This window comes from Microbacterium sp. BWR-S6Y (genome assembly GCF_041379845.1).
In the GTDB taxonomy this organism is placed as follows: domain Bacteria; phylum Actinomycetota; class Actinomycetes; order Actinomycetales; family Microbacteriaceae; genus Microbacterium; species Microbacterium hydrothermale.
The window spans coordinates 93,639-106,591 of the sequence record NZ_JBFECV010000008.1 but is presented as its reverse complement, the minus strand read 5'-3'; the positions used below and the strand labels follow the sequence as shown (position 1 = coordinate 106,591).

The window sequence follows — 12,953 nt, the reverse complement described above, 5'->3', positions numbered from 1 at the left end:
GTCGCCGCCCCGTCAGTCGGGGATACCGGCGATCTCGCGCAGCGCCGCGAGGTGGCTCCGCCAGGCCGCCCGCCCCTCCGTGGTCATCGTCAGCGAGGTGCGCGGCATCTTGCCCGCGAACGTCTTGCCCACCGAGAGGTATCCGGCGGCCTCGAGCGCGGAGACCTGCTTGCTCAGAGCGGAATCCGTGATCTCGACGGCATCCCGCACCTCCCGGAATCCGAGGGTCGTCGCCCGGTCGAGAGCGGCCATGATCGAGAAGCGCACGGCGTTCTGCAGCAGATCGTCGAGACGGTGACGGGGATGCTGCGGCGCCAGGGTCACGAGCGGGCCTCGCGCGCCGCGCAGGCGAGGGCCACGACGAGCACGAGTCCCGAAGCCACGCTCGCGAGCACCACCGAGCCGTGCGCCCAGATGACCACCGACAACGCGATGGCGTAGGAGGTGAACCAGCTCGCGATGTAGGCGGTCCAGCGCCGGCTGCGGGCGAAGGCGGAGCGGCCCTGGATGCTGATGACGAATAAGAGCAGCAGCGCGAAGGTCACGGCCAGGGTGCCGACGTAGGCGAGACCGAACGCGTCGCCGGTGGCGAGGGCCATCGCGAAGGTGCCCATCGAGGTCGCCACCCCCAGGGCCACGATGAAGGTGATGTACGGCCAGCGGGTCGCGTCGTGGGCGGACCGACTGAGTCGAGCGGCCCGCTCGAGGAGGAGGCGCGCTTCGGGGGCGGTGACGGCGGAGGGGGTGTCCATGGGGACTCCTTTCGGTGTCTCCATCCTCGCAACTACTTTCCATATTGGCAAGTGGTTTCTTGCCGGCGTGCCGGGAAGCCTCCGAGACCGCTCCCGCCGGCGAGGCGGTGCACCCGCCGGCCGGAGCGGCCCGCTCAGAGTGTGCGGGCGAAGGGATCCATCTCGCGCGGCACGACCGGCACCGGGGCGGTCAGAGTGCTCTCGACCGTCACGAACCCCGCTCCCGCCGCCGACTCCTCGGCCGACAGCAGCACGTCGAGCACGTGATAGCCGAGCTCGCCGGTCGCCACGTGGGGGCGGTCCTCGGCGATCGCGCGCACCATGTCGAGCAGTCCGAGACCGCGGCCCACCGCCACACCCTCCTGCGCGACGGCGATGCGCTCCTGCTCCGGACGCACGTGATCGAGGAGCACGCCCAGGGGTTCGATGCGGCTGATCTCTCCCTCGAAGTGGTTGGGGTCGGGCAGGAAGATCGACCCCTCGGTGCCGTGCACCTCGAGCACTCCGGCCCTCTCGAGGGCGGAGTCGAAACTGAACAGCGCCTGCGCCTGCTGCCCGCCCTCGAACGAGAGGATCAGCTGCATCGTGGTCGGCACCTCGACGTCGAACAGCTCGCCGGCGGCGGGCCCGGTGTGGATGCGGCGCCGCGGGCGCGGGCGCGAGCCGATCGCCGCGACCCGGTCGACCGGACCGAAGAGACTCACGAGAGCCGACACGTAGTACGGCCCCATGTCGAGCAGCGGGCCGGCGCCGCGCGCGAAGAGGAACTGCGGTCCCGGATGCCAGAGATCCGGTCCCGGCGTCTGGAACGACGCCTGCGCGAAGAGGGGCTCACCGACGATCCCGTCGCGGATCGCGCGCTTGGCCGACTGGAACCCGGGACCGAGGATCGTGTCGGGCGCGGATCCGATGCGCAGGCCCGCCGCCGCGGCATCCGCGATCAGACGCGCGGTGCTGTCTCGATCTAGACCGAGGGGCTTCTCGGTCCACACGTGCTTGCCCGCGGCGATCGCCGCCGCCGAGACCTCGACGTGCACGGCGGGGATGGTCAGGTTGACCACGACCTGCACGTCGGGGTGCGCGAGGACGTCGTCGGCCGTCCCCCACGCGGGCACGCCGTACTGCTCGGCCTTCGCGCGGGCGCGGTCGGCGATCATGTCGCCGACGACGAGCACCTCCACATCGGGGAACGACGTGAGGTTCTCGAGGTAGGTGTCGCTGATGACGCCCGCGCCGATGATGCCGACGCCCACGGGCGCGCTCACGCCGCGAGACCCTTCTCGAGCAGGAACGCGTAGCTCGCGGCGATGTCGTCGAACACGTCGCCCGGCGACTGGTCGTACTCGATGACCGCCCAGCGGACGGCATCCGTCGCCCGCAGCGCCTCGACGAGCGGCACGTGCCCCTCACCCGGACGACGCTGGTCGAGGTGGCGGGTGACCGTGCGATCGGCGTCGACGCCGAACGGGTTCTCGGCGGGGACGAAGCCGTCCTTGACGTGCACGGCCAGCAGGCGCGATCCGAGGCGCTGCACGAGGGCCGGCACGTCCTGCCCGCCGGTGAGCGCCCAGAACAGGTCGAGCTCGATCGCGATGCGCTCGTCGGTGCGCGCGACGACGTGCTCGAGGGCGCTGCGCCCGTCGATGTCGAGCAGGAACTCCTGCGCGTGGTTGTGATAGCCCACGCTCAGTCCGTACGTCGCGGCGAGGTCGGCGACGGCGTTGAGGCGGTCGGCGATCTCGTTCACGCCGTCGACGGTCGACCAGCGCACCGGCTCGACGAAGGGGTCGATCACCGTGGTCAGCCCGACGACGGCGGCCGCCTCGAGCACGGCCTCGGGCTCGGGCGTGGGGATGGACCCGTCGGGGGTCCACAGCTCGTCGGAGAGCAGCGGCGCGTGTCCGGTCGGGGCGGTCAGGCCGCTGGCATCCAGGGCCGCCCGGATCTCGGCGGGTCGGCCGACGAAGTCGAACGCCTCCACGTGCCGGAGGCCGATCGCGGCGAGTCGATCGAGCGACCGGGCCGGATCGGCGCGGAACTCCTCGACCAGGGTGTAGAGCTGCACGGAGGGGGTGGGGAGCGACATCGGACCTTCCTCGTTCGTCGTCGAACGGCGTCGGGAGACACCTGATGGGAACGCTACCACTAAACCAACCAGTGGTTGCTTTTGATGCCTCTACACTGGCGGGATGCGGCGCGACGACGACACCTCCTCGGCGCCCGACGACGACCGCCTCGGCCGGTCGGGGGCGTACTCGAAGGGTGTCGCGCGGCGGCAGGAGATCCTCGACCGCGCGATCGAGGTCTTCGCCGAGCGCGGCGCCGAGGGGGCGTCGCTGCGCAGCATCGCCCGCGTGCTCGGCGTGTCGCACGCGGCGCTGCTGCACTACTTCGACTCGCGCGAGCAGCTGCTCGTCGCCGTGTACGACCACGCCAATCGCCAGCGGTCGCCGGAGCCTGCGGCATCCGCCCTCTCCACCCTCACCGACGCGGCGGCCCACAACACCTCGGTGCCGGGCCTCGTCGAGCTCTACACCACGCTCGTCGCCGCCTCGCTGAAAGACGACAGCGCGACCGCCCGCGCCTACTTCACCGAGCGCTTCTCACGCCTGCGCGGCGAGCTCGCCGAACGCCTGCGCACCGAACAGGCCGACGGACGCGTCCGCGCCGACATCGACCCCGACCGCATCGCCGCCCTGCTCATCGCCGCCTCGGACGGCCTGCAGGTGCAGTGGCTGCTCGATCCATCGATGCCGCTCGCCGACGTGCTCGGGGCTCTCGGCGGGCTGCTGGCGCCGCCGGACTGAGGCCGCGCGCGGGCGAGGCTCCGCGGGGCTGAGGCCCCGCGCGGGGCGTGGGGCGTGGGGCGTGGGGCGTGGGGCCAGGCGCCTGGCGCGCCGGCGACGCCCGCACAACCTCAGCGATTCGCATAACCTCCGCCATCCCGCCGCGATTAGCGCTGAGCTTGCGCAAATCACTGAGCGCGCGTGAGACCCCGGCGCCGCCGCGCACGCGACCCCCGCACAGGTCACATCCCGCGCCGGGGCGCGGGCCGTGACGGCCACGCCCGCACAACCTCAGCGATCCGCACAACCTTCGCCATCCCGCCGCGATTCGCGCTGAGCCTGCGCGAATCACTGAGCGTGCGCGAGGCCCCGGCCCCACCGCGCGCGAGCCCCGCACGGGTCACATCCCGGCAGCCCCGCGCGGGGCGCGGGCCGTGACGGCCACGCCCGCACAACCTCAGCGATCCGCACAACCTTCGCCATCCCGCCGCGATTCGCGCTGAGCTTGCGCAGATCACTGAGCGTGCGCGAGACCCCGACCCCACCGCCCGCAACACCCCAGCCCGCACCACCCCAGGCCGCACCGCACGCCGCACCGGCCGCGGCGTCACACCTGCGCGTCGACCCCCGCGGCATCCGCCACCGGGACCAGCCGCGTCAGCTGCGTCACGTGACGGGGCTCGAGCTCATCGAGCGACGAGACGCCGAGCAGGGTCATCGTGCGCTCGATCTCGCTGCGCAGGATCGCGATCGTGCGGTCGACGCCCTGGCGCCCGCCGGCCATGAGGCCGTAGAGGTAGGCCCGGCCGATCAGCGTGAACTTCGCGCCGAGGGCGATGGATGCCACGATGTCGGCGCCGTTCATGATGCCGGTGTCGACCATGACCGTGGCGTCCTTGCCGACCTCGCGCACGACCTTCGGCAGCAGGTGGAAGGGGATCGGCGCGCGGTCGAGCTGACGCCCGCCGTGGTTTGAGAGCACGATGCCGTCGACTCCGCGGTCGACGAGGCGAGCGGCATCCTGAACGTTCTGCACGCCCTTGACGACGATCTTGCCCGGCCACATGCCGCGGATGACGTCGAGGTCGTCGTAGCTGATGGTCGGGTCCATCGCGGCGTTCAGCAGCTCGCCGACGGTGCCGCCGGTGGTGCTGAGCGAGGCGAACTCGAGCTTGGGCGTGGTGAGGAAGTCGATCCACCACCACGGGCGCGGGATCGCGTTGACGATCGTGCCGACGGTCAGCTGCGGCGGGATCGAGAATCCGTTCCGCTTGTCACGGAGACGGGCGCCGGCGATGGGTGTGTCGACGGTGAACTGCAGGGTGTCGAAGCCGGCCTTGGCGGCGCGCTCGACGAGGCCGTACGAGATGTCGCGCTGCTTCATGACGTAGAGCTGGAACCAGTTGCGCCCGACCGGGTTGGCCGCCTTGACGCCCTCGATCGAGGTGGTGCCGAGCGTCGAGAGGGTGAACGGGATGCCGGCGGCGGCCGCCGCCGAGGCGCCCGCGGTCTCTCCCTCGGTCTGCATGAGACGTGTGAAGCCCGTGGGGGCGATGCCGAAGGGGAGGGCGGAGGGGCCGCCGAGGATCTCGCACGAGGTGTCGACGTCGGCGGCGGGACGCAGGATGTCGGGGTGGAACTCCACGTCCTCGAACGCGCGACGGGCGCGGTCGAGGGAGAGTTCGCCCTCGGCGGCCCCGTCGGTGTAGTCGAAGGCCGCCTTGGGTGTGCGTCGCTTCGCGATCGTGCGCAGGTCGGCGATCGTCAGCGCGGCGTCGAGGCGGCGCTTGCGCGCGTCGAGCTCGGGCTTCTTGAACTGCATGAGCTCGAGGAGCTCGCCGACTTTGGGGAGCTGTCGCTGCACCATGGAGATCTCTCTTTCGTGTGGTCTGACCACATAGTACGCCCCGCTCGACGGGGCGGGAAGGGGGTTCAGGAACGGGAGGTGAATCGTCGCGGCGGGTACGCCTCGGCCACGCGTCGGCGCAGGTCTTCGAGGGAGGCGTCGGCGCCGAAGCATCCCCTCGCCCGCGCCTGCACGAGGACGTTGCCCAGGGCCGTCGCCTCGACGGGACCGGCCAGCACGGGGAGCCCGCTGCGGTCGGCCGTCGCCTGGCAGAGCAGCGCGTTCAGCGCGCCCCCGCCGACGAGGTGGATGACGTCGATCGAGCGGTCGGCCAGCGTCCCGGCGGTGCGCACGGCGCGGGCGAAGGCGTCGGCGATGCTCTCGACGATGACCCGGGCGAACGCCGCACGCTCGGCGGCGCCGGCACCGGGAACCGGCGTCCCGAGCAGCTCCGCGATGCGCGCGGGCATGTCGCCGGGCCCCGCGAGCGAGGCGTCGTCCGCGTCGAAGAGCCGCACGGGCGACGGCGCGGCCGCGGCCGCGGTGAGCAGCAGCGGCAGATCGACGGGCGCTCCGTCGATCTCGGACCACGCCTTCACCGTCTCGCTGAGCAGCCACAGACCGGTGACGTTGTGCAAGAAGCGCACGCGCCCGTCGACCCCGCCCTCGTTCGTGAAGTTCGCCGCGCGCGCGGCATCCGAGACGATCGGCTCCGGCAGCTCCAGCCCGACCAAGCCCCACGTGCCGCACGAGATGTACGCGGCGTCGGGGGTCGACAGCGGGACGGCGACGATCGCCGAGGCGGTGTCGTGCGATCCGACGGCCACGACGGGGAGCGCGGCGAGATCAGCCGGAGCGTGCCCGATCGTGTCGCCCGGATCGACGAGGGACGGGAGCACGGATGCCGGGATGCCGATCGCCGCGGCGAGCGCGAGGTCCCACTCCCCCGTGTCGACCGCGAGCAGCCCGGTCGTCGAGGCGTTGGTCCGCTCCGCGACGCGGCGGCCGGTGAGCCGCTCGGCGAGGAGGTCGGGGATGAGCAGGCTCACCTCCGCGTCGGCCACGCACGGGTCGGCGGCGTACTGGTACAGCGTGTTGAACGGGAGGAACTGCAGACCGTTGCGCCGGTAGAGCTCCTCGAACGGGACGACCGCGTGAACGGCGTCCACCCCGGCGGCGGTGCGCTCGTCGCGATAGTGGAACGGCTCGGCGACGAGACCCTCGGCGTCGAGCAGGCCGTAGTCCACGGCCCAGGAGTCGATGCCCACGCTCTCGATCGACGGCTCGCGCCGCAGGGCCTCGGCCAGTCCCGCACGCACGTGACCCCAGAGGGCCTCGAGGTCCCAGTGCCACCCGTCGGCGCGGCGCACCGGGCCGTTCGGGAAGCGCGCGACCTGTTCGAGCTCGAGCAGGCCGTCGCCGACCCGCCCGATCATCACGCGCCCGCTCGTCGCACCGAGGTCGACGGCCGCGACCGCGCGGACGGCGCCGCGCACCTCCGCGGCCGGCGACGACGCGGCCGTCGACGACGAGCTCATCGCAGGAACGCCGCAGCCACGCCCGAGTCGACGGGGATGTGCAGGCCGGTGGTGCGCGAGAGCTCGGGCCCGGTGAGCACGTACACCGCGTCGGCGACGTTCTCGGGGACGACCTCGCGCTTGAGGATCGTGCGGTTGGCGTAGAACTGGCCGAGGTCCTTCTCGTCGACGCCGTAGGTGGCGGCGCGGTTGGCGCCCCAGCCGGCGGCGAAGATGCCCGAGCCGCGCACGACGCCGTCGGGGTTGATGCCGTTCACGCGCACGCCGTGCTCGCCGAGCTCGACCGCGAGCAGACGCACCTGGTGCGCTTGGTCGGCCTTCGTCGCCGAGTACGCGATGTTGTTCGGGCCGGCGAAGACGGAGTTCTTCGACGAGATGTAGATGACGTCGCCGCCCATCTTCTGCGCGATGAGGGCCTTGGCCGCCGCCTTGGACACCAGGAACGAGCCCTTCGCCATGACGTCGTGCTGCAGGTCCCAGTCCTTCTCGGTGGTCTCCAGCAGCGGCTTCGACAGCGAGAGCCCCGCGTTGTTGACGACGAGGTCGATACCGCCGAAGGCGAGCACGGTGGCGTCGATCGCGGCCTGCACCCCCTCTGCATCCGCGACGTTCGCGGCGACCCCGATCGCGACGTCGGTCGAGCCGAGCTCGGCGGCGACGGCCTGCGCCTTCTCGAGGTCGAGGTCGGCGACCACGACGCATGCGCCCTCGGCGGCGAGGCGGGTCGCGATGGCCTTGCCGATCCCGGAAGCCGCGCCGGTGACGAACGCGATGCGCCCCTGGTGCGTCTTGGGCTTCGGCATGCGCTGGAGCTTGGCCTCTTCGAGCGCCCAGTACTCGATGCGGAACTTCTCGGCATCCGAGATCGGGGCGTACGTCGACAGCGCCTCGGCGCCGCGCATGACGTTGATCGCGTTGACGTAGAACTCCCCCGCCACGCGCGCGGTCTGCTTGTTCGCGCCGTAGGAGAACATGCCCACGCCGGGCACGAGCACGATGAGCGGGTCGGCGCCGCGGATCGCGGGGCTGTCGGCCGTGGCGTGCGCGTCGTAGTACGCCTGGTAGTCGGCGCGGTACTCCGCGTGCAGTTCCTGCAGGCGCGCGATCGAATCCTCGACCGAGGCGTCGGCGGGCAGGTCGAGGATCAGCGGCTTGACCTTGGTGCGCAGGAAGTGGTCGGGGCAGCTCGTCCCGAGCGCGGCGAGGGCGGGGGCCTTCTCGGATGCCAGGAAGTCGAGCACGACGTCGGAGTCGGTGACGTGGCCGACCATCGGCTTGTCGGTCGAGGCGAGACCGCGAATCGTCGGTGCGAGTGCCGCGGCCTTGGCCCGGCGCTCGGCCTCGGGCAGGGCCGCGAAGCCGTCGCGGACCCCGCCGAACGGCTCGGCGGCGCCGTGCTCGTCGATGTAGGCCTGCGCGGTGTCGATGATCCAGAGCGAGTTGGCCTCGGCCTCCTCCGACGTGTCACCCCAGGCCGTGATGCCGTGGCCGCCGAGGATCGTGCCGATCGCCTGCGGGTTCTTCGCCTTGATCGCCGCGATGTCCAGGCCCAGCTGGAAGCCGGGGCGGCGCCACGGCACCCACACGACCTTGTCGCCGAAGATCTTCGCCGTCAGCGCCTCGCCGTCGGCGGCGGTCGCGATCGCGATGCCGGCGTCGGGGTGCAGGTGGTCGACGTGCGCGGCATCCACGAGTCCGTGCATCGCGGTGTCGATCGAGGGGGCCGCCCCGCCCTTGCCGTGCAGGCAGTAGTCGAACGCGGCGACCATCTCGTCCTCGCGCTCGATGCCCGGGTAGACGTCGACGAGGGCGCGCATGCGATCGAGGCGCAGCACCGCGAGGCCCCTCTCGGTGAGGGTGCCGAGGTCGCCCCCGGATCCCTTGACCCACAGCAGCTCCACCGGCTCACCGGTGACGGGGTCGATGTCGGTGCCCTTGGCGGAGGTGTTGCCGCCGGCGTAGTTGGTGACCTTCGGGTCGGAGCCGAGGCGGTTGCTGCGCGCGACGAGGTCGGCGGCGGTGGAGGTGGTCATGTGTTCCTCGCGAGGTTCGGGATGTGTCGAAGGGAGCACCGGGGCGACGAGATCGGACGCCGCCCCGGTGGGTCTGGTGGCCCCGGAGCGGCGGGTGACGCGCCGCTCCAGGGCGTCGGTCACGCGCCCCAGCCGGCCTGGGTGCCGCCGACGCGCTCTGCGGCGATGCTGGGCAGGTAACCGGATGCCGCGAACGCGGCCATGGGGTCGGCGGGAAGGCCGCGCGACTCGCGCCACTCGGCGAGCGCGGGACGCACATCGGTGTAGAAGGCGTCCATCAACACCGCGTTGGCGCCGAGCACGTCGTTGGCCCGCTGCGCGGCATCCAGGGCGTCGCGGTCGACGAGCAGCGCGCGCGCCGTCATCTCCTGGACGTTCAGCACCGAGCGGATCTGCCCGGGGATCTTGTCCTCGATGTTGTGGCACTGGTCGAGCATGAACGCCACGTCGGGGTTGTTCAGGCCCCCGCCGCGCACGACCTCGGTGAGGATGCGGAACAGCTGGAACGGATCGGCGGAGCCGACGATGAGATCGTCGTCGGCGTAGAAGCGCGAGTTGAAGTCGAAGGAGCCGAGCTTGCCCAGGCGCAGCAGCTGCATCACGATGAACTCGATGTTCGTCCCCGGCGCGTGGTGGCCGGTGTCGAGGCACACCATCGCCTTGTCGCCGAGGGCGGCGACCTGGGCGTAGGAGGTTCCCCAGTCGGGAACGTCGGTGTGGTAGAACGACGGCTCGAAGAACTTGTACTCCAGCACGAGGCGCTGGTCGTCGCCGAGGCGCGCGTAGATCTGCTGAAGCGAGTCCTGCAGGCGGTCCTGGCGGCCGCGCATGTCGTTCTGACCCGGGTAGTTCGAGCCCTCGGCGAGCCAGATCTTCAGGTCGCGCGAGCCCGTGGCATCCATCACGTCGATGCAGTCGAGGTGGTGGTCGATGGCCTTGCGGCGGATGCGCTCGTCGTGGTGGGTGAGGGCGCCGAACTTGTAGTCCTCGTCCTGGAAGGTGTTCGAGTTCACCGTGCCGAGGGTCACGCCGAGGTCTTCGGCGTGGCGGCGGAGGGCTCCGAAGTCGTCGACGAGGTCCCACGGGATGTGCAGGGCGACGCTCGGGGCGAGGGCGGTCAGGCGGTTGACCTCGGCGGCATCCGCGATCTTCTCGAACGGGTCGCGCGGGGTGCCGGCGGTGGGGAACACGCGAAAGCGCGTGCCCGAGTTGCCGAACGCCCACGAGGGCAGCTCGATCGCCTGGGCTTCGAGGGTCGAGAGGATCTCGGGAGACAGCATCGTCATGGGCGGGTGCTTTCGGTCGGGGCGGATGCCATGGGGTCGGGGCTCGCGGTGTCGACGACGTCGGCGAGCTGGTCGGCGAGGTGGAACACCTCGGTGAGCGCGGTGGCGGCCTGATCCGGGCGGCCGTCGAGGTCGAGGAAGAAGGGGGCCATCTCGGCTTCCCAGGCAGCCGCGATCGGGGAGGCTGCGAGGTAGGCCTGCGCGGCCGCGTCGTCGTCGGTCTCGTAGTAGCCGACGAGACGCCCGCCCTCGCCGAGGAACAGCGAGTAGTTGCGGCGGCCGGCGGCGGCGATCTCGGCGAGCATGTCGGCGCGGACCGGGGTGTGCCGAGCGACGTAGGCGTCGATCATCTCTGGTCGAACGCGCAGTTCGAAGCAGACGCGGGTGGGCATTCGGGCTTCTCTCCCTCGAGAATGAATCGTTTCATTGCACGATAGCACAGTGCGTCGACCCGTGCGATATCGTCGACGGATCATGGCGGTCAAGATCAAAGATGTCGCGGCGCACGCCGGTGTCTCGGTGGGGACCGTCTCGAACGTCCTCAACGGCCGCTCGACCGTCTCGCCCGCGGCCGTGGAACGCGTGCGCGCCGCCATCGACGCGCTCGGCTACGTGCGCAACGATGCCGCACGCCAGTTGCGCGCCGGCCGCAGCCGCGCGATCGCGCTGATCGTGCTCGACGTCGGCAACCCCTTCTTCGCCGCCGTCGCCCGCGGCGCCGAAGCGCGCGCCGCCGCGGACGGATACGTGGTCCTGCTCGGCTCGAGCGGGGCCGACGGCGACCAGGAGCGCCTCTACCTCGACCAGTTCCGCGAGCAGCGGGTCGCGGGGGTGCTTCTCACCCCGGCCGACGCCGACGGCGACGTGGTCGAGCATCTGGCGTCAGCCGGCATCCCGGTGGTCCTCGTCGACGAGCAGACCGCCGTCGACGAGGTGTGCACGGTGTCGGTCGACGATGTCGAGGGCGGGTACCTCGCCGTCGCCCACCTGCTCGAGCGCGGACGCCGCCGCGTCGCGTTCGTCGGCGGGCCCCTCGGCACGCGCCAGGTGGCCGACCGCCTCTCGGGCGCGCGCCGCGCGATCGCCGAGGTCGAGGGCGCCGCGCTCGAGATCATCGAGACCGAGGCGATGACGGTCCTCGCCGGCCGGGCCGCCGGCGAAAGGCTGCGCGAACGTTCCGACCGGCCGGACGCCGTCTTCGCCGCGAACGACCTTCTCGCCGTGGGCGTCTTGCAAGCGCTGACCATGCTCGGCGGGGTCCGCGTGCCCGAGGACATCGCCCTCGTCGGCTACGACGACATCGACTTCGCGTCCGCGACGGTGGTTCCGCTCACCTCGGTGCGGCAACCGGCCGAGGCGCTCGGGGCCACCGCCGTCGACCTGCTGCTGCGCCTTTTCGACGGAGAGCTCGACCCCGCCGAGCGGCAGGTGCGCTTCCGCCCCGAGCTCGTCGTGCGGGCGTCGAGCGGGTAGAGCCGTCGCGCCGCGGCGCGCTTCCCCCGTCCCGCCCACGCGCGGCGGCGCGTCGCGACCGAGTGTCCGAAACACACGGACGATCCCGCGCGACGCCCCGCAGCGCGGACACGACACACATCGACGCGCCGGAACGACCGAGGCCCCGACCGCCACGAGGGCGGCCGGGGCCGGGTGCGGGCGTCGACTCAGAAGTCGAAGTCCGCGATGTTCGAGGAGTCGAACACGTAGGGGTCGCCGAGCAGGACCGTGGCGTCGGCGCCGACGGTGAACGAGCCGAGCTTGCCGGCCTCGAACGAGTCGCCCTCCTTGCCCGTGATCGTGCCGTCGATCAGCGCCTTCGTCGCGTAGGCCGACAGGTAGCCGAGGTCGGCCGGGTTCCACAGCGCGAACGCGGTGATGGTGCCGTCCTGCACGTATTCGCGCAGCTGGTTGGGCGTTCCCAGACCGGTGAGCGCGACCTTGCCCTTGTACTCCGAGGTCGACAGGTAGCGACCGGCCGCGGCGATGCCGACCGTCGTCGGCGAGACGATGCCCTTGAGGTTCGGGTACGTCTGCAGCAGAGCGGCCGTGCGGTCGAACGAGGTCTGGTCGTCGTCGTCGCCGTAGACGACGTCGACCAGCTCGATGTTCGGGTGGTTGGCGGCGAAGTCCTTCTTCATCAGCTCGATCCAGGCGTTCTGGTTCGTCGCGTTGGCCGCGGCCGAGAGGATCGCCACCTGACCGGTGTCGCCGATCTGCTTCGCGACGAGGTCGACCTGGACCTTCGCGATGCCCTCCGCGGTCGCCTGGTTGATGAACAGGTCGCGGCATTTCGCGTCAGTGTCGGAGTCGAAGGTGACGACCTTCACGCCGGCGCTGCGGGCCTCGTCGAGCGCGTCGCAGATGGCGGAGGGGTCGTTCGCCGAGATGACGAGCCCACCCACGCCCTGCTGCGCCGCGGTCTGGATGTACTGCACCTGCGAGGTGGGCGTGGCCTCGCTCGGGCCGACCTGCTCGAAGGTTCCGCCGAACTCGCCGATGGCCTCTTCTCCGCCCTTGCTCGAGGTTTCGAAGTACGGGTTGCCGAGGTTCTTCGGCAAGAAGGTGATCGAGAGGTTGCCCCCGTCACCTCCGGATCCGGAGCCCCCGCCGGCTCCGCCGGAGCAGCCCGTCGCGACGAGCGTGACCGCCAGGGCGAGAGCGGCGGCAGCGGTGCCGACGCGGGTCTTGCGAGTGAATGCGAACATCGTTGTTTCC

Annotated in this window: 12 protein-coding genes; 2 read left to right on the top strand and 10 right to left on the bottom strand. The window is 71.4% G+C overall.

The annotated features are described in order from the left end of the window. Positions 1 to 12 precede the first annotated feature (12 nt). The 4 genes from AB1K56_RS16055 to AB1K56_RS16040 all read right to left on the bottom strand — a co-directional run bounded on the left by AB1K56_RS16055 (position 13) and on the right by AB1K56_RS16040 (position 2,838). Complete coding sequence (locus AB1K56_RS16055) at positions 13 to 324, bottom strand: transcriptional regulator (protein WP_264632162.1); 312 nt, start codon at positions 322 to 324, stop codon at positions 13 to 15. Continuing rightward, the gene (locus tag AB1K56_RS16050; RefSeq protein ID WP_371206474.1) at positions 321 to 752 is read right to left on the bottom strand and encodes a chemotaxis protein CheY; all 432 of its coding nucleotides are present in this window, start codon (positions 750 to 752) and stop codon (positions 321 to 323) included. The genes AB1K56_RS16055 and AB1K56_RS16050 overlap by 4 nt, the downstream gene beginning before the upstream one ends. A 134-nt stretch (positions 753 to 886) precedes the next feature. Next, positions 887 to 2,017 (bottom strand): Gfo/Idh/MocA family protein, encoded by a 1,131-nt coding sequence (locus AB1K56_RS16045; protein ID WP_371206473.1) that lies wholly within the window; start codon positions 2,015 to 2,017, stop codon positions 887 to 889. After that, positions 2,014 to 2,838 (bottom strand): sugar phosphate isomerase/epimerase family protein, encoded by an 825-nt coding sequence (locus AB1K56_RS16040; RefSeq protein ID WP_371206472.1) that lies wholly within the window; start codon positions 2,836 to 2,838, stop codon positions 2,014 to 2,016. Before AB1K56_RS16040 ends, AB1K56_RS16045 begins: the two co-directional genes overlap by 4 nt. 103 nt (positions 2,839 to 2,941) lie before the next feature. Between AB1K56_RS16040 and AB1K56_RS16035 the strand changes: the two genes are divergently transcribed. Continuing rightward, positions 2,942 to 3,559: a TetR/AcrR family transcriptional regulator gene (locus tag AB1K56_RS16035; RefSeq protein ID WP_371206471.1), complete on the top strand. Its 618-nt coding sequence runs from the start codon at positions 2,942 to 2,944 to the stop codon at positions 3,557 to 3,559. A 586-nt stretch (positions 3,560 to 4,145) separates the two neighbouring features. Here the strand turns inward: AB1K56_RS16035 and AB1K56_RS16030 are convergent. The 5 genes from AB1K56_RS16030 to AB1K56_RS16010 form a co-directional block, all read right to left on the bottom strand. Further along, positions 4,146 to 5,405, bottom strand: coding sequence for an alpha-hydroxy-acid oxidizing protein (locus AB1K56_RS16030; protein ID WP_371206470.1), 1,260 nt, complete (start codon positions 5,403 to 5,405; stop codon positions 4,146 to 4,148). 65 nt (positions 5,406 to 5,470) lie between these two features. Then, a complete protein-coding gene (locus AB1K56_RS16025; protein WP_371206469.1) occupies positions 5,471 to 6,922 on the bottom strand; it encodes a rhamnulokinase family protein in 1,452 nt (483 codons plus the stop codon). After that, the gene (locus AB1K56_RS16020; protein WP_371206468.1) at positions 6,919 to 8,955 is read right to left on the bottom strand and encodes a bifunctional aldolase/short-chain dehydrogenase; all 2,037 of its coding nucleotides are present in this window, start codon (positions 8,953 to 8,955) and stop codon (positions 6,919 to 6,921) included. The genes AB1K56_RS16025 and AB1K56_RS16020 overlap by 4 nt, the downstream gene beginning before the upstream one ends. 119 nt (positions 8,956 to 9,074) lie before the next feature. Then, a complete protein-coding gene (rhaI, locus tag AB1K56_RS16015) occupies positions 9,075 to 10,241 on the bottom strand; it encodes an L-rhamnose isomerase (RefSeq protein ID WP_371206467.1) in 1,167 nt (388 codons plus the stop codon). Further along, the gene (locus tag AB1K56_RS16010) at positions 10,238 to 10,633 is read right to left on the bottom strand and encodes an L-rhamnose mutarotase (RefSeq protein WP_371206466.1); all 396 of its coding nucleotides are present in this window, start codon (positions 10,631 to 10,633) and stop codon (positions 10,238 to 10,240) included. Before AB1K56_RS16010 ends, rhaI begins: the two co-directional genes overlap by 4 nt. A gap of 82 nt (positions 10,634 to 10,715) precedes the next feature. Here AB1K56_RS16010 and AB1K56_RS16005 point away from each other — a divergent pair, with 82 nt between their 5' ends. Next, entirely contained in the window at positions 10,716 to 11,714 is a 999-nt protein-coding gene (locus AB1K56_RS16005; protein WP_371206465.1) for a LacI family DNA-binding transcriptional regulator, read from the top strand. 188 nt (positions 11,715 to 11,902) lie between these two features. On the opposite strand, the gene rhaS is transcribed toward AB1K56_RS16005, so the two are convergent. Continuing rightward, the gene (gene rhaS / locus AB1K56_RS16000; RefSeq protein ID WP_371206464.1) at positions 11,903 to 12,943 is read right to left on the bottom strand and encodes a rhamnose ABC transporter substrate-binding protein; all 1,041 of its coding nucleotides are present in this window, start codon (positions 12,941 to 12,943) and stop codon (positions 11,903 to 11,905) included. Positions 12,944 to 12,953: the final 10 nt, after the last annotated feature.

Excerpts from the sequence above, each read along its gene's own strand:
- AB1K56_RS16050 (WP_371206474.1), bottom strand. The coding sequence starts at position 752 with ATGGACACCCCCTCCGCCGTCACCGCCCCCGAAGCGCGCCTCCTCCTC.
- AB1K56_RS16040 (WP_371206472.1), bottom strand. The coding sequence starts at position 2,838 with ATGTCGCTCCCCACCCCCTCCGTGCAGCTCTACACCCTGGTCGAGGAG.
- AB1K56_RS16035 (WP_371206471.1), top strand. The coding sequence starts at position 2,942 with ATGCGGCGCGACGACGACACCTCCTCGGCGCCCGACGACGACCGCCTC.
- AB1K56_RS16030 (WP_371206470.1), bottom strand. The coding sequence starts at position 5,405 with ATGGTGCAGCGACAGCTCCCCAAAGTCGGCGAGCTCCTCGAGCTCATG.
- AB1K56_RS16025 (WP_371206469.1), bottom strand. The coding sequence starts at position 6,922 with ATGAGCTCGTCGTCGACGGCCGCGTCGTCGCCGGCCGCGGAGGTGCGC.
- AB1K56_RS16020 (WP_371206468.1), bottom strand. The coding sequence starts at position 8,955 with ATGACCACCTCCACCGCCGCCGACCTCGTCGCGCGCAGCAACCGCCTC.
- rhaI (WP_371206467.1), bottom strand. The coding sequence starts at position 10,241 with ATGACGATGCTGTCTCCCGAGATCCTCTCGACCCTCGAAGCCCAGGCG.
- AB1K56_RS16010 (WP_371206466.1), bottom strand. The coding sequence starts at position 10,633 with ATGCCCACCCGCGTCTGCTTCGAACTGCGCGTTCGACCAGAGATGATC.
- AB1K56_RS16005 (WP_371206465.1), top strand. The coding sequence starts at position 10,716 with ATGGCGGTCAAGATCAAAGATGTCGCGGCGCACGCCGGTGTCTCGGTG.
- rhaS (WP_371206464.1), bottom strand. The coding sequence starts at position 12,943 with ATGTTCGCATTCACTCGCAAGACCCGCGTCGGCACCGCTGCCGCCGCT.